The organism is Bifidobacterium sp. ESL1118 (genome assembly GCF_058505595.1).
This window is the reverse complement of sequence record NZ_CP196371.1, coordinates 972,900-995,402: the sequence shown is the minus strand read 5'-3', so window position 1 is coordinate 995,402 and position 22,503 is coordinate 972,900. Positions and strand designations below refer to the sequence as shown.

General features: G+C 54.1%; 21 protein-coding genes. 4 read left to right on the top strand and 17 right to left on the bottom strand.

The window, feature by feature from the left end:
• Positions 1–108: 108 nt before the first annotated feature.
• Positions 109–936: an alpha/beta hydrolase gene (locus ACSYSS_RS03875; RefSeq protein WP_491704153.1), complete on the top strand. Its 828-nt coding sequence runs from the start codon at positions 109–111 to the stop codon at positions 934–936.
• Between the two features lie 34 nt (positions 937–970).
• Positions 971–1,753, top strand: a complete 783-nt coding sequence (locus ACSYSS_RS03870) for a type III pantothenate kinase (RefSeq protein ID WP_491704152.1) — start codon at positions 971–973, stop codon at positions 1,751–1,753.
• A gap of 50 nt (positions 1,754–1,803) precedes the next feature.
• Here the strand turns inward: ACSYSS_RS03870 and ACSYSS_RS03865 are convergent, their stop codons facing one another.
• The 15 genes from ACSYSS_RS03865 to prfB all read right to left on the bottom strand — a co-directional run bounded on the left by ACSYSS_RS03865 (position 1,804) and on the right by prfB (position 16,695).
• The gene (locus tag ACSYSS_RS03865; protein WP_491704151.1) at positions 1,804–3,228 is read right to left on the bottom strand and encodes an extracellular solute-binding protein; all 1,425 of its coding nucleotides are present in this window, start codon (positions 3,226–3,228) and stop codon (positions 1,804–1,806) included.
• 121 nt (positions 3,229–3,349) lie between these two features.
• Positions 3,350–3,601 (bottom strand): glycosyl hydrolase family 65 domain-containing protein, encoded by a 252-nt coding sequence (locus tag ACSYSS_RS03860; protein ID WP_491704150.1) that lies wholly within the window; start codon positions 3,599–3,601, stop codon positions 3,350–3,352.
• Positions 3,534–4,448 (bottom strand): hypothetical protein, encoded by a 915-nt coding sequence (locus ACSYSS_RS03855; protein ID WP_491704149.1) that lies wholly within the window; start codon positions 4,446–4,448, stop codon positions 3,534–3,536. The genes ACSYSS_RS03860 and ACSYSS_RS03855 overlap by 68 nt, the downstream gene beginning before the upstream one ends.
• A 143-nt stretch (positions 4,449–4,591) precedes the next feature.
• Positions 4,592–5,176: an HAD family hydrolase gene (locus tag ACSYSS_RS03850; protein WP_491704148.1), complete on the bottom strand. Its 585-nt coding sequence runs from the start codon at positions 5,174–5,176 to the stop codon at positions 4,592–4,594.
• A 30-nt stretch (positions 5,177–5,206) separates the two neighbouring features.
• Positions 5,207–5,521, bottom strand: coding sequence for a hypothetical protein (locus tag ACSYSS_RS03845; RefSeq protein ID WP_491704147.1), 315 nt, complete (start codon positions 5,519–5,521; stop codon positions 5,207–5,209).
• Between the two features lie 213 nt (positions 5,522–5,734).
• Positions 5,735–6,451, bottom strand: a complete 717-nt coding sequence (locus ACSYSS_RS03840) for a pseudouridine synthase (RefSeq protein WP_491704146.1) — start codon at positions 6,449–6,451, stop codon at positions 5,735–5,737.
• A 26-nt stretch (positions 6,452–6,477) separates the two neighbouring features.
• Entirely contained in the window at positions 6,478–8,367 is a 1,890-nt protein-coding gene (glmS, locus tag ACSYSS_RS03835) for a glutamine--fructose-6-phosphate transaminase (isomerizing) (RefSeq protein WP_491704145.1), read from the bottom strand.
• A gap of 135 nt (positions 8,368–8,502) precedes the next feature.
• The gene (locus ACSYSS_RS03830) at positions 8,503–9,336 is read right to left on the bottom strand and encodes an amino acid ABC transporter ATP-binding protein (RefSeq protein WP_491704212.1); all 834 of its coding nucleotides are present in this window, start codon (positions 9,334–9,336) and stop codon (positions 8,503–8,505) included.
• A 59-nt stretch (positions 9,337–9,395) separates the two neighbouring features.
• On the bottom strand, positions 9,396–10,370 hold the full coding sequence (locus ACSYSS_RS03825) for an amino acid ABC transporter permease (RefSeq protein WP_491704211.1): 975 nt from the start codon (positions 10,368–10,370) through the stop codon (positions 9,396–9,398).
• A 55-nt stretch (positions 10,371–10,425) separates the two neighbouring features.
• Positions 10,426–11,343: an ABC transporter substrate-binding protein gene (locus tag ACSYSS_RS03820; RefSeq protein ID WP_491704144.1), complete on the bottom strand. Its 918-nt coding sequence runs from the start codon at positions 11,341–11,343 to the stop codon at positions 10,426–10,428.
• Between the two features lie 146 nt (positions 11,344–11,489).
• Positions 11,490–11,969, bottom strand: a complete 480-nt coding sequence (smpB, locus tag ACSYSS_RS03815) for an SsrA-binding protein SmpB (RefSeq protein ID WP_491704143.1) — start codon at positions 11,967–11,969, stop codon at positions 11,490–11,492.
• A gap of 70 nt (positions 11,970–12,039) precedes the next feature.
• Positions 12,040–13,344: a CHAP domain-containing protein gene (locus tag ACSYSS_RS03810; RefSeq protein ID WP_491704142.1), complete on the bottom strand. Its 1,305-nt coding sequence runs from the start codon at positions 13,342–13,344 to the stop codon at positions 12,040–12,042.
• An 80-nt stretch (positions 13,345–13,424) separates the two neighbouring features.
• Positions 13,425–14,348 (bottom strand): permease-like cell division protein FtsX, encoded by a 924-nt coding sequence (gene ftsX / locus ACSYSS_RS03805; RefSeq protein WP_491704141.1) that lies wholly within the window; start codon positions 14,346–14,348, stop codon positions 13,425–13,427.
• Positions 14,345–15,568: a cell division ATP-binding protein FtsE gene (gene ftsE / locus ACSYSS_RS03800; protein WP_491704140.1), complete on the bottom strand. Its 1,224-nt coding sequence runs from the start codon at positions 15,566–15,568 to the stop codon at positions 14,345–14,347. The genes ftsX and ftsE overlap by 4 nt, the downstream gene beginning before the upstream one ends.
• Complete coding sequence (gene prfB / locus ACSYSS_RS03795) at positions 15,568–16,695, bottom strand: peptide chain release factor 2 (protein ID WP_491704139.1); 1,128 nt, start codon at positions 16,693–16,695, stop codon at positions 15,568–15,570. The genes ftsE and prfB overlap by 1 nt, the downstream gene beginning before the upstream one ends.
• 425 nt (positions 16,696–17,120) lie before the next feature.
• On the opposite strand from prfB, the gene dapD reads away from it, so the two are divergent.
• Positions 17,121–18,134: a 2,3,4,5-tetrahydropyridine-2,6-dicarboxylate N-succinyltransferase gene (dapD, locus tag ACSYSS_RS03790; RefSeq protein ID WP_491704138.1), complete on the top strand. Its 1,014-nt coding sequence runs from the start codon at positions 17,121–17,123 to the stop codon at positions 18,132–18,134.
• Positions 18,135–18,287: 153 nt separating this feature from the next.
• Here the strand turns inward: dapD and map are convergent, their stop codons facing one another.
• Together map and ACSYSS_RS03780 are read right to left on the bottom strand one after the other, a co-directional pair.
• Entirely contained in the window at positions 18,288–19,064 is a 777-nt protein-coding gene (map, locus tag ACSYSS_RS03785; protein WP_491704137.1) for a type I methionyl aminopeptidase, read from the bottom strand.
• A 366-nt stretch (positions 19,065–19,430) separates the two neighbouring features.
• The gene (locus tag ACSYSS_RS03780) at positions 19,431–19,931 is read right to left on the bottom strand and encodes a DUF308 domain-containing protein (RefSeq protein WP_491704136.1); all 501 of its coding nucleotides are present in this window, start codon (positions 19,929–19,931) and stop codon (positions 19,431–19,433) included.
• Between the two features lie 408 nt (positions 19,932–20,339).
• On the opposite strand from ACSYSS_RS03780, the gene ACSYSS_RS03775 reads away from it, so the two are divergent.
• Positions 20,340–22,418: a M13 family metallopeptidase gene (locus ACSYSS_RS03775; RefSeq protein WP_491704135.1), complete on the top strand. Its 2,079-nt coding sequence runs from the start codon at positions 20,340–20,342 to the stop codon at positions 22,416–22,418.
• Positions 22,419–22,503: the final 85 nt, after the last annotated feature.

Below are 22,503 nucleotides of genomic sequence, written 5' to 3'. Positions count from 1 at the left end.
ATGTTCTAGAATATCATTGGTATTGTTGTCTTTTCCAGGCAGCGGCGTGGCAGGAGGTGCGAGGCCCCTCACCAGGAGTCGCTGCAGATTTGAGAGATCCGTTACACTATGTACATTGAAAAAACCATCACAGGGATAGACGGAACCACCGCCAGTTTCACTGGATACATCATCGAGAACTCCGTCGAAATCGATATGGAACGCATACGTCCGGCGGTGCTCGTCATTCCTGGAGGAGGTTACGAGATGACCTCCGACCGCGAGGCCGAGCCAATTGCCCGCACGATGCTCGGTTACGGATATCATGCCTTCATATTACGGTACTCCGTGGCGCCTTCCCGCTACCCCACGGCACTCGTTGAGCTGGCCGAAGCCATGCGTACCATACGGGCAAACGCCAAGGAATGGCACGTCGACCCAGACGCTATCGTTGTGGCCGGATTCTCAGCGGGTGGCCATCTGGCAGCCAATCTTGCCACGGATTTCGACGGCGGCGAACTTGCATCACGTGGTTTCATCCCCGACCAAATCAGGCCGAATGGTTGCATGCTCGCATACTCCGTCATCGACGGCGGTCAATACGCACATCGTGGAAGCTTCGATGCCCTGCTCGCAAATCGCAAGAACGATCCGGAGATGCTGGAGAAGCTTAGTCTGCAAAGGCATGTGACTGCGCACACACCTCCCTGCTTCATCTGGCACACCACCACGGACAACACTGTGCCGGTACAGAATTCATTGCTCTTTGCACAGGCGCTCATTGCACATCAGGTACCGGTGGAAATGCACATCTTTCCAACCGGTGGTCATGGATTGAGCCTAGGCACAGCGGAGACGGCTGGAAGCAGAAGCGACGGCATCGAACCTTGCATCCAGGTCTGGCCTCAACTGTTCGCAGCTTGGATGCAGCGTAATTTCACGAACCTACCAGACTGAAAGTCATACAAACGCCACGGTAAGGAGAAGTACCATGCTTATAGCAGCCGACATCGGAAACACCAACATCGTCATCGGTTTCATTGACAACAGAAAAATCATCGGAACATACAGAATAGCCACGGAAAACGGAAGAACCTCCGACGAATATGGCTTGGCGCTCATTGAGCTCCTTGCCTTGGATGGCATAAAACCCACAGAAATCAACGATGTCATCATCGCATCCGTCGTTCCGCAGGTAATGCATTCCTTTAAGGCCAGCATCGTCAAATTCCTCGGTCTGGAGCCGATAATCGTCGGACAAGGCACCAGATCAGGACTCTCGATACGCATGGATGATCCTAAATCCCTAGGAGCCGACTGTCTGGCAGACTGTGTGGGCGCCTACTATCTGTACGGAGTGCCTGCATTGGTCATTGACTTCGGAACAGCAACCACCTTCAATTATCTTGACGCAAACCATGCCATCACGGCGGGCCTCATTACTCCTGGGTTACGTACGGCAGCCAGCTCACTATGGAACGGCACGGCGCAGTTGCCGGAAGTCGAAATCACACGGCCGTCCACCGTACTGGCGACGGAAACGAAAACCGCCATGCAGGCGGGGCTTTTCTATAATTTTCTGGGCGGCACCGAACGCATCATCAATCAGTTCCACAAAGAGCTGCAAGAGGAGTTCACCGTGGTGGCCACGGGTGGACTCTCTTCGATCTTCAAAGGCGAAACCGACATGATCGACATCTATGATCAGGACCTCATCTTCGAAGGAATGCTATTTATCTATGAAAAAACCATTGATTCGACCAACATGCACTGATAGACAGCATCAAAATGGGAATACTGCGAATTCCATGATGCATGTCGCCATCAATGAATTCTGAAGCCCTGATTGACGCCGTACTCCTTGAGATCCTTCTGCCAAGCAGCCAAACCATCGGCAAGACTCACCTTGGCTCCAGGGTTGTCCGGAAGTTGGATGGCAGACCCGTCAGGATTGGTCTGCCCTTCCTCGATGCGCTGTTCGGTCTGTTCGAACACCAGTTTCTTGTTCGACCATTGATAGGCGTTACCGACCGTATTACGAAAATCGCTGCGGGCATAGACCTCAAACGGAAGGTATGAATAACCCACCGACACATCTTTGGCAGCCCTGGAAAGCGTACGATTGAACTCCTGACCTCCGAAATATGGAATTTCCACACCTCGACTGTCCTTCACCGTCGTTTTAGCAAGGAACTTCGAATCATTGAGCGATGTCTGGTCGGCAGGAAACGCTCCTCCCGCAACGCGCAGATCGATTCCGGACCGAGTTTGGCTGACGAATCGTATGAAACGGAAGGCCGCTTTCGGCTTACGGCTCGATTGAAGAATCGCCAGAGCGGAACCGCCATTTTCGGCATTTTCGGGATTCCCGTCGGGAGTAGGCATAGGAGCCACCCTCCACAGTCCCGAGGTGCCGGGCATGTCCGCCAAGAGCAACGAGGGAAGCCAGGCACCGGCAAACAGCGAGGCCACATTGCCGCTGCTGACCTTGTCCTTCCAATCGTCAGACCATGTGGTGAGCCGGGTGTTGACCAGGCCCTCATCGATCATCTTCTGCCAGAACGTGCTGAAGCGTTTGGTTCCAGGGTCATCCGCCAAATCGATGGTCACCGACTTGCCATCAGCCGAAGACCTGAAAGGACGACCTCCAGCAAGCCATATCATGGCGTTGTAGAAACTGGCATCGCCCGAGTCCGCAGTGATGTAGGCGCCAATGGCCTTGAGCTTCTTCGCCGCCATATAGTAGTCGTCCCAAGTATGGATCTTTGTGGCATCGATCCCCGCCTGATCGAACACATCTTTGTTGTAGAAGAACGCCATTGGGCCTGAATCGAGCGGCAATCCGTAAATGCGGTTGTTCAGCTGCACTGAGGACCAGGTGCCAGGCGAATACGATGAGCCATAGGAAGAGGCATCAGCCGTGATGTCCCTCACCTGGCCGCTGACTGCGTACTGGGGCAAGGCATAGTACTCAAGCTGCACCACGTCAGGTTGCCCATAGCCGTCCTGAATCGCACTGTTCAGGTTATCGTAACCGCTTTGCTCAGTCACATCGACACGGATGTCGGGGTTTGCCCGTTCGAAGGCACTCGCTTCGGCGGCCATGCTCGGTTCCCACGACCATACGTTGACCACAGTACGGGTGTCGGTGCCCGTCCCGCACGAGCCCACCGCAAGCACCACCACAAACACGCTTGCAATAGCCACAAAATGCTGCAGCCTATGTCGTATCATCACACCATATCCCATCGTTCCAAGGCTACACCACCAATGCACCTTGAGAACATCATGGATGACGTTCGAGGCGTTTCATCAAACCACACAAACACGTCAACCTGCGCAATTAAGCAATCGAAAGCAAGCCAATCGTTCAGATGAGCAGCGTCTTGCCCTGGATCTCAAGCTTCAATTCCTCACCTTCAACACGTGTGACATCGATATGTCCGTGAGTCACATGGACTTTGATCCATGTATCTTTCACTCGCAGCCGGTATGTAAGGGATTTCCAACCCTCTGACAATCGTGGATTGATGGAAAGGTGTGTTCCACCTGAGTCACGCAAGCCACCAAAGCCCGCCACAAGAACCTGCCAGACACCCCCGCGCAGCCAGGTGCAAACCATCGGATGTATTGCCATGCAGATTCGCCACATCCGTGAACAAAGCTTCACGGAAATAGCGCATCGCAAGACCAGGATGCCCCTCCTCGGATGCCATAATCGACTGTACCGAGGAAGACAAGGTGGAATCTCCTGTGGTCAGTGGATCATAATAGTCAAAATCAACCTTCTTGCTGCTATCGTCGAACTCGTCGGAAAGCAAATACAATGCCAGTACCAAATCGGACTGTTTCAACACGTTGTGGCGATAGATATCCAACGGATGGTAGTGCAACAGCAACGAGCGCTTGGCATGATGCTCGAAATCCCAATCCTTATGATTTTCAAAGCCAGCATACTGCAGATCGATGCCGGCACCATCGTCGTAAAGAAGAACCACGGCCTGGGCATCCGCGAGCCATGCTCGCACTTCGTCATCGTCCATCTCAAGCCGATCGCATGCAGCGGCATAGCCTTCGGGATAGCGCTCCTGCAACATCTTGAGAAAAGCCGCGGCGGCTCTGAGGTTAAACCTCGCCATACTGTTGGTGTAATAATCTTCGCTGACCAACGCACTGTATTCGTCCGGCCCGGTGACGCAATTGATGTGTAAACGTCCATCAGTGTCATAGCAACCGATCGAATGCCACATTCGTGCCGTTTCCACAAGGATGTCGATGCCTTCGACCTGGTCCTTGTCGCCATTGGCCACAGTCTCAACCCGAACAAGAAAATTGCCGCCATGCCCCCTCAACATGACACGACTGAGCACGAGATCCTTTCTAAACAGGCATGCGATGCGTTCGATGCGCACATCCAATGTGCAACCGTGGCGCACAGTGAAGCGCTCTTCAATCCAAGATATGCCCAAGGCCCTGCCTACAGGAGATTCTTTGGGTCAGCTCCTCTCCCTCCACGATGAAATGGAAATCACAGCAATCCGGAACCCCTTGAATTACCTGGCCGATACGTGCGTAGCCGTAGGCATCTTCCGCGTGCTTGATTTGGAATGTTTCATGGAAGCCGCTCAGGAATGTACCCGATCCAAGGGAGCGGGTAGCACCCCCGTCCCTCGAACTCCCACACTTCCGTTGGATACGGAAAACAGTGTGGCGCTTTTCGAGTCAGGCGTTCCTCTTGTATAAACGCCCATGGCTCAATCGGATAATGCCGGACATCAAGTGGGTCAGCACCCTCCCCCGTCTCCTGCCGCCTGCGTAGATCAAATGCCGAAGAATCGATCATGTCGCCCAACTGTTCGATGACCTCATCGGCACCGGAATCAAGAAGACCTGTTTTGCCTGCCCCACGATCTACACCAAGAACCAATCTGAACTTTCCGGCGCGGCAGGCCGCCACACCCGAAAGAGCGTCTTCCACGACAACGCAATCCTTAGGTTCCTCGCCGACCATGGTTGCAGCGTAAAGATAGGTGTCAGGCTGAGGCTTGCCTTTGAGGTGCGCTTTCTGGGCAACACGGCCGTCTACGATCTGGTCGAAGAACCCGAAGATCTTTGCGGATTTCAATACTTCCCACGCGTTGCGAGAACTCGAGACAACGGCTAGTTTGATATGCGCCGCGCGAAGGTGACGTAGCACATCGACACAATCAGGGTATGGAGATATCCCTTATCTGTGCAGAAGCCCCTCGAATACAGTGTTTTTTCTGTTGCCGTATCCACAGACACTGCGGATGTCATCCCCATCGGTCGATTGTCCCCAAGGAACCTCGATGCCACGGCTTTTCAAAAGCGAATCGACGCCTTCATACCGCGGTTTGCCATCTACGTATTTCAAGTAGTCCTGTGCGCTGTAAGGAGGTACACCGCTGGGAAGAATGTCGTCACAAAGTAGCTTCCAAGCCTTGCGATGCAGCACACTGGTGGGGGTCAGAACTCCGTCCAAATCAAAAAGGACGGCATTGTAATCATAAATTGTCCTCATTCTTCTTTTAATCCTTACAATCGGCTCAGGCGATTCTGCATTGCTAATTAGACATTCTCTCAACCGTTGACAACGCCAGCCATCATACCGCGTACATAGTAACGCTGCAAGGTAAGGCACAGCACAAAGCGAACCATTTGTTGCACCCAATAGCCCGGCCAGCAGCCCGGAGTTGCGCCTATTCAATCGCCAAGAGCGTACGGCCCGTGCCATCTAGACCATATGCAGAGGCACCTGTGAAACGAATCTGCGCGTCTCACCGCTGATTGGATCGCAGAATTCCATACTGCGGGCGACAAGTTCAAGCGGATTGGAGAAATCATCATATGCCCGTTGCTCAATGTGTGGATAGAAATCGTCACCTTGAATCGGCAGCCCCAGAGAGTTCATATGCACACGCAATTGGTGTGTTTTGCCCGTCTGGGGATTGAGCACGTATTTCCTCATCCCTTGTTCAAAAGCGGAAGACTCCGCCAAATCTATTCGTGTCACCGCATTGGGAATTCCCCTGACTTCATATGCCTGAAGTCTATGGCGCTCCTTGACGATGCGCGAGCGACGTATAAGCGGGAAAACCGCTGGACGGACCAAAAATTCAATGGTACCGGTAGGCGGTCTGACAAGTGGACGCATGGGTGCAAGACATTCGTAGGTCTTAAGGACACCGTGATTCTGAAACATCATCTGATAGGCGCCACGTTTTGCAGGATCCCTTACGAACAGCAGCACACCCGCAGTCATGCGGTCAAGACGATGGGCCGGAACGATGCGTTCGTCACCGAACATCGTTCGCAGTCGAATCAACGCCGTCTGACTATACCACATGCCCCTGGGTGTGGTGGCAAGAAAATGCGGTTTGTCGACTACGATAATCGACTCATCGGCATAGAGCACCGAAAGCTCAAAAGGGATCTCGGGTTCATTCTTCACCCAACGATGCCGCTGGTTCGCCATGGTCACTCAACCGTCACCGATTTGGCAAGATTGCGTGGTTTGTCCACATCGTAGCCCTTGAGCGTCGCCATATCGAGCGCGAAAAGCTGGAGCGAGACCACGTCGACCAAGGGGCTCAAGAGCGTGGGGCATTCGGGCCTCCAGAACACCATATCGGCATAGAGCTCGGCATCAGGATCGCCGACTTCGGCCACGGCCAGCGTAAACGCCCCTCTTGCCTTGACTTCCTCGATGCCAGAGACCACTTTGGCGTGCAAAACATTACGCCCACGCGAGGAAGGCACGATGACCACCACCGGCTCTCCCGCCTCCACCAAAGCGATAGGACCATGCTTAAGCTCACCGGCGGCGAACCCTTCGGTAAATGTGTATGCCACCTCCTTGAGTTTGAGGGCGCCCTCCATAGCCACCGGGTAGCCCACGTGGCGCCCGAGGAAGAGAAACGAACGGGCATTCAAGAGTTTTTCAGCAGCAGCTTCAACCGCGTCTGCTTGAGTGTCAAGCACCCACTGGATCTTGCCCGGCATGGCCTTAAGCTGATTGACTATCTCATGAATTTCGTCGGCATAGAGCGTGCCTTTGATCTGCGCCAAGAAGAGACCAAGCAGGTAAGCGGCCACGATCTGGGAGACAAATGCCTTTGTGGAGGCCACAGCCACCTCTGGGCCCGCATGAGTGTAGAGCACAGCATCGGACTCGCGGGGAATGGATGACCCCTGCGTGTTGCAGATGGCCAGCACACGAGAGCCTTGCTCGCGTGCATGCCGCAAAGCCATAAGCGTGTCCATGGTCTCACCCGACTGTGAAATGGCCACCACGAGCGTACGCGGGGTAAGGATGGGGTCACGGTAACGAAACTCATGAGCCAGTTCAACTTCAACGGGAATGCGCACCCAGTGCTCGATGGCGTATTTTGCAACCATGCCGGCGTAGCTGGCAGTGCCACATGCCACGACGATGATCTTGTCCACCGTGCGGAAGACCTCCGGTTCTATGCGTACCTCGTCAAGCACGATGTCGCCTTCATTGTTGAACCGGCCAAGCAACGTGTCACGCACCGCGGCAGGGTCCTCGTGGATCTCCTTGTCCATGAACGAGCCCCAACCGCCCTTTTCGGCCGCGCTGGCATCCCAGTCCACACTGAACCGCTTGACGTCCGGAGCCGGATTGCCTTCGAAGTCGGTGACCGTGACCGCATCCGAGCTGATGCACACAGCCTCGTCCTGCCCCAGTTCCATGGCATTCTTCGTATAGGCCACAAAGGCTGCCACATCGGAGCCGAGGAAGTTCTCACCTTCGCCAAGACCAACCACAAGCGGCGAATCGTGACGGGCGCCAACCACGATACCCGGCTGACGTGAGTCCACGGCAAGGATGGTGAAGGCTCCGGTAAGCATTCGGGCCATGCGGCGCACGGCTTCAAACAGATCGGGGGCACCGGTCTGTGCTATCACCGTTTCCGCTATTTTGCCGAGTAGCTTCGCAGCCACCTCGGTATCCGTGGCCGAGGCGAAATTGTACCCTTCACCCTTGAGCTCGTCACGCAAGCGACCGGCATTCTCGATGATGCCGTTGTGAATGATGGCGATATGCCCATCTGCACTGATGTGAGGGTGGGCATTGACATCACTTGGCTCACCATTGGTGGCCCAACGAGTATGGCCTATGGCAGCCGTGGCGTCAGGCAATGGGCTGCGTTGAAGCTCTGCTTTGAGATTGGCAAGCCGTCCGGCTTTCTTGCGCACGGCAGCGGACTGCATTCCAGGGGCGACCACCGCCACTCCTGCCGAATCATACCCGCGGTATTCCAGACGCCCCAGGCCTTCCAGACAGACCTCAAGCGGTTTGCCGCATGCCGTTTTATTTCCTACGTATCCTACGATTCCACACATAACCTACCACTGTAAACGTATCTGGACACATTACAAGCTCAGAGCAGATAAGGCATTGCCACTGCGATAGCATATGGCTTTGCTAGAGCTTAAATCAATCTCCCTTTGGCATCCCCTGTCGGACGAGGACAGGGTCTACAGCACATGGCTCAGGAACTCCGAGAATCTCGGACTGGACGGGTGGTCGATGATGTCGGCGGTGCCGTGCTCCACCACCATGCCACCATCCATGAACACGATCTGGTCGGCGACCTCACGTGCGAAACCTATCTCATGGGTCACCACAATCATGGTCATCCCGTCCTCGGCAAGCTGCTGCATCACCTTGAGCACCTCACCCACGAGCTCCGGATCAAGGGCGCTGGTCGGCTCATCGAAGAGCATGATCTTGGGGTTCATCGCCAATGCACGGGCTATGGCCACACGCTGCTGCTGCCCACCCGAAAGTTGCATCGGGTAGTAATCAGCCCTATCGGCAAGCCCCACACGGTTCAGCTGATCCATGGCCTGCTTGCGAGCCTCGGCCTTGGGCACCCGGGCCACATGCACCGGCGCCTCCATCACGTTCTCCAGCGCCGTCATGTGGGGGAACAGGTTGAAGCGCTGGAACACCATACCCAACTGCTCGCGTTGCTTGGCGACTTCCTTTTCGTTCAACATCTGAAGCCTGTCTTCACCGTTGTGCATGACATGCTTGACACCCATGAGTTCGCCGTTGACTTCGATACTGCCGGCACTGGGCGTCTCAAGCTGGTTGATGAGCCTGAGCATCGTGGACTTGCCGGAGCCGGACGGCCCTAGGATCACGGTCACTGTGCCAGGCGCAACGGTAAGATTGATGCCTTTGAGCACATGGAGGCTACCGAACGTCTTATGAACATTGGTGGCCTTGACGGCAGGAACGATCCCCCCATCCTGCGGCTGTGCGGTTTCCCCGGCCGATGCTTCAAATATTTCTTCATTGTTCATATCAACTGTGTCCGTCATCTTTTTTCCTTTGCCTACGAAGTTTCTACTGTATTGCTCAATCAGGCGTTGAGCCCTATAAATTTGATATTGGTATCGGTCTGCGCAGCGTCCACAGATACCTTTGCTGTAGATTCCTCAACTCCGTCCTGCCCGGCTATTTCCTTGGTAAAGCCCTTGCCAAAGTGCTTTTCAAGCTGTGCCTGGGCCACCATGAGAATTGAGGTGATCAGCAGATACCAGATACCAGCGACCAACAACAGCGGAATCGGCTTGTAGATTCTATTGGCGATGGTGGTGGTGGCAAACTGCAGCTCCAACGTGAATGGGACGGCCATCACCAGCGAGGTGGTCTTGAGCATGCTGATGGTCTCATTGCCGGTAGGCGGAATGATGATGCGCATGGCCTGCGGAAGAATGATACGCCTCATGATCTGCCCGCGGCTCATTCCAAGCGCCTGAGCGGCTTCGGTCTGCCCCTCATCCACCGCATCCAAGCCTGTACGCACGATTTCCGCCAGATAGGCAGCTTCATTCAAGGCCAGCCCAAGTAATGCCGCAATGAAGCCCGGTTCGATGAAATTGTTGATATCCTGCGAATCAATGGACCAGAAGGCAATTGACGTGAACGGAACACCGAGCGAGATCTTGGGGACAAGCACTACGAACAGGCCCCAGAAGATCAGCTGTGTGTACACAGGGGTGCCACGGAAGAACCAGATGTAGAACCAACTGACTCCACGAAGCACAGGATTGACGGACTTGCGCATCATGGCCAAAACGACGGCAAGCAACACGGCGATCAGCATCGAGCCGACTGTCAGAATCAACGTCCAGCCAATGCCATCCAACACGTTCCCATCAAACAGATAGTGCCAGACCGTCGGCCAGTCGAGCTTTTCGTTGGTCACCAGTCCGCGCGCAAACCACACCACCAGAAACGCGACAATAACGCCCGCGACGAGCGAGCCTGGGCGCTTGACAGGCAGCGCGTCGATTGTTTCCAAAGTATCCGAATCGTTTTTCTTGCTCTTCATCATTGTCTTTTCTTTCTCTCCCTGATCTCGATGTTCTGAATTCCGTTTTATCTGCTTAGTTGTTCGGCAGCTTCGGGTTGATGACCGATCGCCGTATGGCTCCCGACTGCACGCCCCAATACTTGAGGATCTTCATGTATGTGCCATCGTCGATCAGTCTGTTCATCGCGGCCGCAACGGCCTTTGCCGTGGCCATGTCACCCTTTTTGACGGCAATGGCTTGTGGCACTTCATCAACAGGGTTCCCCAGCGTCTGCAGCATATTGTTTGTCTGTTTGACGGCGTAACCGCCGACCGTGCCATCGGCAAAGAAAGCATCTGCCTTCCCAGTTGTCACAGCTGTCGTGACATCCGTCTGCAGGCTCATGGACTGCACAGTGATGGGCTTGGCACCCTTCGCCTTGCAGGCTTTGCTCATATCAAGCAAATCGCCCTCCTGCAATGTTCCGGTCTGTACCGCCACGGTGTGCCCGCAAAGGTTCGTGGTGTCGATGTTCTTGGGATTGCCCTTCTTAACCGCGAACTGCAAACCACTGGAGAAGTCGGAGACCCATTCGGCCACTCCCAAACGGTCTTCATCCAACGTGAATCCCGAGATGCTGACATCAAATTTATAGCCGGTGCTCGGTATGGCCGAATCAAATGGGGTGTATATGGTCTGCTCCTTGAGACCCATCGTCTGGGCGATGGCTTTGGCAAGATCGATCTCAAAGCCCACTGCGGTCTTGCCGTCCTGTGCCACGAATTCCACAGGCGCATATGTAGTCTCACTGCCTACGGTGAGCACGCCATCCTCTGCAACATCCCGTGGCACCATTGCGGCGACTTCAGGGTCCTTGCTGACTGCAGCGACATTGTAGCCCGGTATCGTGGCATCCGCGGCCATATCCGATGTCCCGCAAGCACCCAGCGAAACAATCAACGCCAACACAGCCCCAGACCCAACAAGGCTTCTGATATATCTGAACGCCATACACTCCCCTAACTCTAAGCTGTATTACAATTCATAATATCCGTCATGCAGTATATTTATGCAGTGGCGTGTCGACTATCCCAGGCTTGCCCCCAAATGCAAAACCCCGCGACCTTGACGGTGCGGGGCATTAATGGCAAAAACGACTAGATTACCTGACGGTTTTTATAGCGCATGGCGCGCAAAGCCTCTCGTTTATCCTGGGCCTCACGCAGCGACTGACGCTTGTCAAACTCCTTCTTGCCTTTGGCCAAGGCGATTTCAGCCTTGACGCGGCCATCTTTGAAGTACAGGCTGAGCGGCACCACAGTGTATCCCTTTGCCTCGGTCTGACGGCTGAGCTTTGCAATCTGACTTGAATGCAGGAGCAGCTTTCGCTTGCGCTTAGGTGCGTGATTGGTCCATGTGCCGTTGAGGTACTCGGGAATGTTCGCATTCTCAAGCCATACTTCACCGTTTCTGTCGATGGAGACAAACGACTCGGCAAGCGAGGCCCGTCCCTCACGCAGCGATTTGACTTCCGTGCCTGTAAGCACGAGTCCTGCCTCATATCTATCCTCAAGGGCATAGTCATGCCGTGCTCTTCGGTTCTGAGCAATGAGCGTAGTACCCCGCTCCTTAGCCATACAATCTCCATTCTCTGCCGATGCCAAACATAATCTCAAAGATTCGACGGCAGCAAACCAGCCCCGGACTTCAGCTGTGAATGTACTGATAGGCTCCGGCGTTGCTCACCATGCGATGCTCAACAGTAGTGGTGCCGTTGCACTCCGAAATATAGATACTGTTGCCGAAGATGCCCTCAACAATCGCAACATGCCCATAGTAGGGAATCGCCCCTGCCTGACCAGGCTGGAAAACGACGATGTCACCAACACTGCGAGGCGTGCTATCGACATTGTAGCCATAGCTACGCGCCGAACCTGCCCACTGTGCGCCATTGCCGAAATACGACCCGACCGGAAGACCTAATTCATGACGGCGAATATACGCCCACCACGTGCATTGACCTGCTGGATACGCATTTCCAGAATCCCCCGTCGGATGGCCATTATATCCAGGGCTTGATATGGAGCCACCACCATTGCCTGAACCGGACGGCGGACGCATCGTACCTTGAGAACCGCCACTGCTAGCACTCGGCGTGGCATTGGCCACAGCTGCATTCTCATTAAGGGCATCGATTCGAGAGCCCAACACAGCTATCTGCGCAGCCTCACGAGCCGATGCAGAAGTTAGCTCGCCTTGGCGCGCCTCCAATGCCTGCCGGGCCTGCGTACCCTTATCCCTCAGCGTCTGTAGATTTGACTGCTGCGTCTGAGCATCCTCCGATGCCTTCTGAGCTGATTCAGCCTGTGTGTCAGCCTGCTCCTTGAGCTTCCCTATCTGGTCCTCGATGGCAGAAAGCCGATCCTTACGATTCGACGACTTACCCAATGCAACGGCATCCGCAGAAGCAGCGTTCGATTCACTGCGAGCCACCGCAGCCGAAGACTGCATCTTGTCAACGAAGTCCTGGGTCGTACTCGACTTGGTAACCACGTCCATCACTTGGGAGGCATCTGAGCCATGGAACCCGTTCCTGGCTTGCTCAGCCACGCCCGCCTTGGCATCATCATAATCTGCACCGGTCTTCTTGATCTGGTCTTCCAGGTTGCTCTTATCCTTCTGCGCCGCCTGAAGACGATCGGCCGTAGCCTGGGCCAGACTTTTTGCCTGGTCCGCCGCCTGCTTCGCATTACCTGCTGCCTGTTCGGCAGCCGGAATCTTGTTTGAATTCAAATCATCAAGTTGAAGGATCTGATTGGCAAGATCGGTGCTGACACCTGAAAGCTGCCGCTTGAGTTCCGACTGATCGTTGACTCGTTGACTGTAATCGCTGTACACGTCCGCCTGTGCCAATTGGACTTGAGAACCAGTAACGAAAACACCGGCACTGAGCGTAGTGACGGCAGCCAGCAGCAACCCCATACCCTTGCTGACATGTCTTGCGCCTGCCATAGGTAACAACCTTTCCTAGATTTACAACTACACCAATATATAGAACCACATCACGACCTGTTTTGCAACAGGCAATCCTGCTACGCCTTAAGATACCTTCTCAATGCCACGGCCGACGAGATGGCTGAGAGCACCATGGCGCCAACTATGAGGGCGGGAGCGGTCAACCACACAGTGGTCTGATTGATGTATGGCATCCACTGAACAGTCTTCGCCAAACCATCGGTTATGAAGACCTTGACAATCAGGCTCAACGTGCACGAAGCCAGTACAGAACCCAAAAACGAGGCCACCACACCCTCCAAAATGAACGGTAGCCGTATTGTCCAGTTTGAAGCTCCCACCAAACGCATGATCTCCGTCTCGTTCTTTCTGCTCGCAGCACTCATTCGTATGGTGGTGCCGGTGAGCAACACCGCCACCACCACCATCACCGCCGCCAGCACCACAGTCACAATCGTGGCTTTGTTGAGCACATTGAAGACAGGGTCGAAAATCTGACGCTGGTCTTGGACTTCCTCAACACCCTGCTTGTTGGTCAGCGTCTCGCTGACCTCCTGATATTTTGTAGGATCCTTAAGCTTGAGCCTGAGCGAATCCTGCATATCCGCGGCCGTCAATGTGCGCCCCTGATAGACACCTCCAGGGTATTGCTTGAGGAAAGTATTCTTGTAAAAATCCTCACGACTGGTATACGAGATCTTGGACACCACATCCTTGAGGTCGGTGTGGATGTCCTGTTCGAGCCTGACGATCTCCGTTTGGGTCGGAGCCTTCCCCGAGGAGCAATTGGCCACCTGGCTCGTCCCGTCAGGACACAACCACACCACCACTTCAACCTCCTTGTACCAGTCACCCTTGGCTTTGGTCACCTGTGCCTGCATCAGAACCGAAGCACCGATAAAAACGAAGGAGATGAACGTTACCAACATAACCGAAAGAATCATGGAAACATTTTGACGCAAACTTGTCCACGTCTCGGAAAGAATAAACCGTATTCTCATTGTGCACCTCCCTTCTTGCCCACCGATTCGCTGCCGTCCGCACGGTTCCGTTGCTTTTTTTCCTGCCGTTCTGGCTGAGACTGCGGCGGAGCCGGAGGTAACGGAGGGTTACCCCCGACCTGTGAACCACGCTGCTGTTCGCCTCGTTGCTGAACCGGCTCCTGGGCGACGTCAAGACCATCGATGCCCTTGCCCCAGGTCATGGTAGTCTCGACTTCTTGAAAGGCCTCTCCATAGCGTCCTTTGCGACCTGAATGAACCGAACTGGCCAGTCTGGCGATACCAAGATTTTCGGTATTACCCGAGTTGACTGCATCCAAAACCGCGTCTACTGCCTGGCGTGCAATAACAGAGCTATCGTCCATCTCAGCTGGATTAGAGACGGTTCCACTCTTGGAATCCAGCCTCTCAACCCCAGATGTCGATTCCTGTTGCTGATTGGACCGCACTGCACCTGCCTGAGGGTTGCCACGACCCGGGTCAATGACCTGCTTCGCCTTCGACTCCACTTCCGCATCGGGGAAGAACAATGCAGAATCATACGAGCCATGAGACTGATCGCGCACAATCTTGCCAGTATGGAGCTCAACCACCCGTTTGCGCATGGAATTGACGATTTCCTCGTTATGAGTGGCCATCACAATCGTGGTTCCCGTACGATTGATGGCATCGAGTACCTCCATGATGCCCAGCGACGTTGTGGGGTCAAGGTTACCGGTAGGCTCATCGGCAAGAAGAATTTGCGGATGATTGACATACGCCCGGGCTATCGCCACTCGCTGCGCCTCACCGCCGGAGAGTTCATGCGGATAATTCTTTTCCTTCCCGGAAAGACCCACCGTCGTAAGAACCTTGGGCACCAAAGCGCGAATCGTGGATCGGCTTGTACCAATGACTTCGAGTGCGAACGCCACATTTTGCCATACGGTTTTGTTGTTCAGCAATTTGTAGTCTTGAAAAATAAAACCGATATTCCTTCGGTACTGCGGAACCTGTCCGGCGCTCATACGCCTCAGATCGTTGCCGGCCACGCGAATTTCACCATCCGTGGCCTCCTCCTCGCGAAGAAGCAGACTCAGCAATGTGGTTTTCCCTGAGCCCGATGCACCAACCAGGAAGACAAAATCCCCCCTGTCGATGTGCAGGGTGACGTCGTCAAGTGCCGGTTTGGCACCTTTTGGGTACATCTTCGAGACGTGATTGAGTGTAATCAGAGCCATCAGTTTTCCTCCTGAGCTGCCTTGCGACGCTGTTCATGACGCCAGCGGATGCCTGCATCGATGAATCCGTCTATGTCGCCATCGAACACACCCTGGGTCTGACTGGTTTCATAACCGGTGCGCAGATCCTTGACCATCTGGTACGGGTGAAGAACGTAAGAGCGCATCTGATCGCCCCAACTGGCCTTGATATCGCCTGCCAACTCTTTTTTCTTTTTGGCCTCCTCCTCATGGCGAAGCACCAAAAGGCGTGACTGCAACACGGCCATGGCGGCGGCGCGATTCTGGATTTGACTGCGCTCGTCCTGCATCGTCACCACGATGTTCGTGGGCAGATGGGTGATGCGCACCGCCGAGTAAGTGGTGTTGACCCCTTGCCCACCGGGGCCCGAAGAGCAGTAGGTATCGACCCGAATATCGGAATCCGGAATGTCGATATGATCAGTGGGCTCCACAAGAGGCACGACTTCAACCGCAGCAAAGCTGGTCTGGCGCCTACCTTGGTTGTCAAACGGAGAGATGCGAACCAATCGGTGAGTGCCGCCCTCAACCGAAAGCCTACCGTATGCATATGGTGCATCGACCTGGAATGTGGCCGATTTGATTCCCGCCTCCTCTGCATAGGACGTGTCCATCACCTTTGTCTTGTACCCGTTGCGTTCCGCCCAACGCAAATACATCCTGAGCAGCATCTGGGCAAAATCAGCGGCATCGACGCCACCGGCACCACTTCGAATGGTCACCACGGCGCTACGCTCATCGTATTCGCCGTCGAGCAATGTCTGGATTTCGAGCTCGTCAAGGTCCTTTTGCAGAGCATCAACGCTGTGTTGGGCCTCATCCATCGAACCTTTGTCGCTTTCCTCCTGGCCGAGTTCAAACAGTGTCTGCGCATCGTCCAGCTTGGATTCGATACCGTGCAACCGCTTGATCAATGACTGTTTTGCGGAAAGTCCGCTCGTCACCTTCTGGGCATGTTCGGTGTCGTTCCAGAGATCAGGTTGCGCAGCCTCTTTCTGCAAATCAAGTATCTCGGCGTTGATGCGATCAACATTCAAGGCCCTAACAATCGAGCCATATTTATCCCTGGCCGTCTCAAGGGCCTGCGTAAAGTCAAATTCTGCCATAATCCTCACCATCAAATGTTGTCGTCGTTTCCAATGGCAACATCAACTTGGCACCAAGCCAATCTCTTACTGCATTGTCTTTGTTTCATTATTGATAGATCATTGCGCCATCTACCTCTGCGCGAAGTTTGCAGAAGGCAACAGTGCTGTTGAACCGTGTCAAAGCCCTTCGAAAAACTCTGATAGAGCCAGGGTGGGGAGCACTACCTTTGCTCTGCTCTCCCCCGCAATATAAGCAATACGGCCAGTCCCGTAGCCCATAAGCGATGCCCTGAAGATGTCTGAACCCATATAAAGGATAATAGCCAGAACGCACGATTTCGCTCACAAAACGGTCGTTTCGGAACGTAACAACGTCCAGGGGTTAGACTTGTAGACAAACATCGATCAATCTGGTTGTCTACGAATTGGTTAAAGGAGCATGAATGACAGCAAATGACGCATCGAGGACGGCATGGGGGTGGGGCCTCGCATCCATCGACGAAGAAGGTAAGACTCTTGACGTGTGGTATCCAAGTCTGAAGCTCGCAGATGCCCCGAATGAGGCATCCCGACCAAGACACGGCTTTGGCACACTGGAACACCACGAGGCGGACATCTGCGGGATACGGAAAACAGCGGTGTTCACTGTGTCCAATCTGGACGAACCCATCAAAGACGCCGCCGACGCATACCTCAGGCTGCACCTGATGAGCATGAGGCTGGCCAAACCAAATACATTGAATCTCGAGGGAATCTTCAGCGTGCTCAACAATGTGGTATGGACCGACCACGGCCCGTTTGCTCCCGACAACTTTACCCAGCGTCGAATGGATTTCATGATCCATGAAGCCTCCGAGAACCGTGACTCCTCAGCTAAGACCACCCACAGCACTGCAGTCACGGTTCTCTCGGTCGACAAATTCCCTAGAATGGTTGATTATGTGGTTCCCAGCGGTGTACGCATCGGCGACGCAGACAGAATCCGCCTTGGAGCTTATCTGGCATCAGGCACAACCGTCATGCATGCCGGATTCGTCAACTTCAATGCCGGCACTCTCGGCACCTGCATGATTGAAGGTCGTGTTTCACAAGGTGTAACCGTGGGCAATGGATCGGATGTGGGTGGTGGCTCATCAATCATGGGCACGCTTTCGGGAGGTGGAAAACTACGCAACTCCATAGGTGAGCACAGCCTGCTGGGAGCAAACGCCGGCATCGGCATCTCGCTTGGCGACAACTGCGTGGTTGAGGCGGGGCTATACGTCACGGCTGGTACGAAAATCACGATTCACGACAAAAGCAAGATCACTGCCGGAGAACCGCTGGAAATCGTCAAAGGGTCTGAACTGTCTGGAAAAGACAATATCCTTTTCATCCGTAATTCCGTGACGGGCGCCATCGAGGCTCGGTATCGTAAAGTCGGCATTGCGCTCAACGAGAAGCTCCATAAGAATTGAGATGTGAATGCATACCCGTCCATAACCAAAATTGACTTGTCGCCAGAGAGTCCGATGACAAGTCAATTTTTGTTTATGAGTAGGGGTGGGCCTTGCTTCGTAAACGGCGGCGACACTCGGATGCCTATACGCTGTAAAGTCTGTGTGCGGCCGTTATTCACGTACGGTAAGGATTTCGGGACCGTCCTGAGTGATGGCAATGGTGTGCTCACTATGCGCTCCACGCGAGCCATCGGCGCTACGCAACGTCCAACCGTCACGCTGGTCTTGGTAGATCTCATCGGTGGTCTTCATAAACCAAGGTTCGATGGCAATGGTCAAACCCGGCCTAAGCTTATACCCATGACCGGCGCGTCCATCGTTGGGAACAAAAGGATCACCATGCATGACCCTGCCGATTCCATGTCCTCCAAATTCCATATTGACCGTATACCCGTACTCACGCGCCACGTCCCCGACAGCAGCCGATACATCTCCCAAACGGTTACCCGGCTGTGCGGCCGCTATGCCGGCATCCCGTGCCTCTTCCGTGCACTTGATCAGGCGTAAATCATCTGGGTCAGGGTCGTTGCCGACCACAAAGCTCAGGGCCGAGTCTCCGCACCATCCGTCGACGCTGATGGCAAGATCAAGACTCACCAAATCACCGTCTTTGAGACTATAATCATAGGGAACGCCATGCAGCACGGCATCATTGACGGAAATGCAGATGTAATGCCGGAAGGGACCTGTTCCAAAACTTGGTGCATAGTCCACATAGCATGACTCCGCACCCTTTCGACTTTCAATGCGCTGGCGCACGATGTCGTCGATCTCAAGCAGATTGGTGCCGACCTTGGTGCTCTCCTTGAGCTCCTTGAGAATGCTTCCTACGAAGCGGCCGGCGGGTTTCATCGCCTCAATTTCATCGGGTGTCTTCAGTTCAATCATGGAAACCAGACTAGCTGCCAACCCCAACAAAGGGTTTCTCCCTTCAAGGCATACCGAGATTATGCACAGGTGCCCTATGTTTTCGAACGCTCCAAGGCCGCTCGACCGGTCTTACTCGAAAACATAGGGCACCTGTGCATAACCCCTCTAGCACGGAAGGCGCTCTTTTGAGGAGCAATAGTAGCCGCATCAATGTTCGTGCAAACACCAATATGCTTGCACATCATGCGCTCAAAAAGAGCCCCATCCGTGCCGATAGCGGTTGTCCACATAGTGGTGTTGCGCTGGCGTAGGCTTGTCCGAGCGGCCTTGAGCATCCAGCGCAACACCACTATGTGGGCAACCGCGGCAGTGCCTTGAAAGAAATTACTTTCCGAAGCGGAACGCCCTGACAATTGCAAGAACACCGACAACAACCATCACCACACCGGCAAACACGACGAGCCACAACGCTGACGTGATTGGCGCGCACAGCATCACAATGCCTGCAAGAATGGAGATGATTCCATAGAAAATGGCCCATCCTGAGCTCGGCAGCCTCCATGTCTCCACAAGTGCCATAATGCCTTCCATAATCCAGCCGATGCCAATGGTCATGCTGGCCACAAGCAGCAATGTCGCCCGAGCCAAGCCACTATATTTCATCATGATTATGCCACTGATTGCGAGCAGAATACCCACCAAGATATCCAGTACACGCCAACCTCCCGGCAATCCGGATTCAACAATCGCACCAACTGTACGTATCAAACCTGAAATGATGAAATACAGCCCCATGGCAAGGACCAAGACATGAAGCGTCTTGCCTGGCCAGAACAACAATGCTATTCCCAAGACGACAGCTGCTACACCGACAACGCTGTACACGATACATATTGTTTTCTTGGCCTGTTTTGGCAACCATTCCTCAGCCAATTTGAAAGGATTCGAGTTGAACCACTCATTCCTGTCTGATTCATTTTGTGGGAAACCATCAGAATTTCCATCATTGAACCCATTGCGCTGATATTGCATCTCGCTCCTTATCCATTCGCACGTATACATACGTTACTCATTAACATTATATTGTTCCGAACTCTCACACGTCCCTCCAAACGAAGTTACGCTGGCAACAAAGTCTTTGGAAGTAGGGAATAAAGGGATACTTGACGGTTTATGGTGTTGCCATGTCGGCCCAAAACAAAGGGAGTCAGGTCAGCACGTGCTTTTGCAGCATTCCATCAAATTCACGTTGTCTGCGACAGTATTGTCATTGAACATGGATACAGTTAAGCCATGGATATACCTATGAAATCGGGGCTGGATATCAGCTCGTTCTCCTCAGTAATCAAACCTTCAGACGATTTATTCCGGTTTGTAAATGGGCCTTGGCTGGACACCTATGAGATGCCCGACGATAAGTCTCGTTACGGTTCATTCATGAAACTTCGCGAAGAGGCGCAACAGGACATCAAGGAGATTCTCGAAGATCCTGATAGCCCAGCTAGGAAATCCCATGCACTCTACGAATCCTATCTTGACACCGAGGCCATCGAGAAGGTGGGCATTGCACCGATTGAGAAAGATCTGAGCCTCATCGACAACGCCAAGACCAAGACAGAGCTCACCCAAGCACTCGGCCGACTGATGGTGACCGGCGGTCCTGACATATTCGACTTCGGCGTGTACGGGGATCCAGCAGATCCGGAGCATTACGTCCTACACATCGAGCAAGCCGGCATTGGCATGCCTGACGAAGCCTATTACCGCGAAGACCGCTACGCGGACACCCGTAAGGCCTATGGCGCATTAGCCGCAACGCTCCTTGAATTGGCGGGGTATGCGGACGGGTCAAACGCCGAGGAGGAAGCCCGAAAATTCCTTGAAGTCGAGACAGCGGTCGCAGGCAACCACTGGGATAACGTGGCCACTCGCGATTCTCAGAAGACCGATAACCCCTCAAACTACCAGCAGCTTTGCGGAGCTCTCGCCCATTTCGACTTCGCCGCATGGCTCAACGCGGCGCAGGAGGCGTATGATGCCACCAAGTCCGCGAAGAGGCAACCGCTCGACCTTAGGGCCGCGTTCGACCACGCCAATGTGCACGAGCCAAGTTTCATCGAAGGTTTCGATGCCCTTTGGGCCAGCACAGACCTCGAAGACCTCAAATTGTGGGCACGGGTTTCGGATCTGCGTGATTGGTCAAGTTCGCTGAGTCATGACTTCGAGCAAGCCCATTTCGACTTCTATGGCAAGGTGCTTTCCGGCTCAAAAGTTCAGGAGGACCGTTGGAAACGTGGTATCTCGCTGGTGGATGGCGTCTGCGGCGAGGAAGTTGGGCGCGAATACGTGAAACGCCACTTTCCAGAAAGCTCTAAGCAGCGCATGGAACAGTTGGTGGCCAATCTCATTGAAGGCTATCGCGTCTCCATCACCAACAGCTCCTGGCTTTCGGAGGAGACGAAGGGCGAGGCACTCGACAAGCTTTCGAAATTCACTCCGATGATCGGCTACACTGAGCATTGGCGCGATTATAGCTCGCTCGATATTCACGAAGACGCAGGACTCGTTGCCAATATGCGCGCAGCCTCCGTCTATGCCACTGCCTACCAAATCAACAAGGTGGGCAAAGTAGTGGACCGTGGCGAATGGGAGATGAACCCACAGACCGTCAACGCCTACTACGATCCCTCACTCAACGTCATCGTATTCCCTGCAGCCATTCTGCAGCCACCGTTCTTCACCCCGGATGCGGACGATGCCACCAACTACGGTGCCATCGGGACCGTGATCGGACATGAAATCGGCCACGGCTTCGATGATCAAGGAAGCGAATACGACGGCGATGGCAAGCTGACCAATTGGTGGACCGAAAGCGACAAGGCCAACTTCCAGAAACTGACCAGAGCACTCATCGCCCAGTACAATTCCTTCGTCCCACAGGCATTGCAAGACAAGTACGCCGACGACCCGAGCAAAGCGCCACACGTCAACGGCGCACTGACCATCGGCGAAAACATCGGCGACCTTTCCGGAGTAAACATCTCGCTCAAGGCCTATGCCTTCGCACTGGACAAGGAGCAGAACCGTGCGATTGACGGCTCACCAGAAGCTGTGGAGGCATCGTTGGCTACAGCTCCCATGATCGATGGGTACACCGGTTTGCAGCGTTTCTTCCTCAGCTATGCAACGATTTGGCGTGAAATAACCCGCACCGAGCTTGCGGAGCAGTTCCTGCAAATCGATCCGCACTCCCCTGCCGAGTTCCGTACCAACGGCATCGCCCGCAACGTCGACCTGTTTTACAAGGCCTTCGATGTCACTTCGGAGAGCCCAATGTGGCTTGACCCGGAACAACGGGTACATATCTGGTGATGCTTTGAACGTTGAATTGGTTTTGGCCGCATGACTTGATGTTGCTGAATCCAACCATTTTTGATGGTGGCTGCAAATCCTATGG

Excerpts from the sequence above, each read along its gene's own strand:
- ACSYSS_RS03875 (WP_491704153.1), top strand. The coding sequence starts at position 109 with ATGTACATTGAAAAAACCATCACAGGGATAGACGGAACCACCGCCAGT.
- ACSYSS_RS03870 (WP_491704152.1), top strand. The coding sequence starts at position 971 with ATGCTTATAGCAGCCGACATCGGAAACACCAACATCGTCATCGGTTTC.
- ACSYSS_RS03865 (WP_491704151.1), bottom strand. The coding sequence starts at position 3,228 with ATGGGATATGGTGTGATGATACGACATAGGCTGCAGCATTTTGTGGCT.
- ACSYSS_RS03860 (WP_491704150.1), bottom strand. The coding sequence starts at position 3,601 with ATGGTTTGCACCTGGCTGCGCGGGGGTGTCTGGCAGGTTCTTGTGGCG.
- ACSYSS_RS03845 (WP_491704147.1), bottom strand. The coding sequence starts at position 5,521 with ATGAGGACAATTTATGATTACAATGCCGTCCTTTTTGATTTGGACGGA.
- glmS (WP_491704145.1), bottom strand. The coding sequence starts at position 8,367 with ATGTGTGGAATCGTAGGATACGTAGGAAATAAAACGGCATGCGGCAAA.
- ACSYSS_RS03830 (WP_491704212.1), bottom strand. The coding sequence starts at position 9,336 with ATGAACAATGAAGAAATATTTGAAGCATCGGCCGGGGAAACCGCACAG.
- ACSYSS_RS03825 (WP_491704211.1), bottom strand. The coding sequence starts at position 10,370 with ATGAAGAGCAAGAAAAACGATTCGGATACTTTGGAAACAATCGACGCG.
- ACSYSS_RS03820 (WP_491704144.1), bottom strand. The coding sequence starts at position 11,343 with ATGGCGTTCAGATATATCAGAAGCCTTGTTGGGTCTGGGGCTGTGTTG.
- smpB (WP_491704143.1), bottom strand. The coding sequence starts at position 11,969 with ATGGCTAAGGAGCGGGGTACTACGCTCATTGCTCAGAACCGAAGAGCA.
- ACSYSS_RS03810 (WP_491704142.1), bottom strand. The coding sequence starts at position 13,344 with ATGGCAGGCGCAAGACATGTCAGCAAGGGTATGGGGTTGCTGCTGGCT.
- ftsX (WP_491704141.1), bottom strand. The coding sequence starts at position 14,348 with ATGAGAATACGGTTTATTCTTTCCGAGACGTGGACAAGTTTGCGTCAA.
- ftsE (WP_491704140.1), bottom strand. The coding sequence starts at position 15,568 with ATGGCTCTGATTACACTCAATCACGTCTCGAAGATGTACCCAAAAGGT.
- prfB (WP_491704139.1), bottom strand. The coding sequence starts at position 16,695 with ATGGCAGAATTTGACTTTACGCAGGCCCTTGAGACGGCCAGGGATAAA.
- dapD (WP_491704138.1), top strand. The coding sequence starts at position 17,121 with ATGACAGCAAATGACGCATCGAGGACGGCATGGGGGTGGGGCCTCGCA.
- map (WP_491704137.1), bottom strand. The coding sequence starts at position 19,064 with ATGATTGAACTGAAGACACCCGATGAAATTGAGGCGATGAAACCCGCC.
- ACSYSS_RS03775 (WP_491704135.1), top strand. The coding sequence starts at position 20,340 with ATGGATATACCTATGAAATCGGGGCTGGATATCAGCTCGTTCTCCTCA.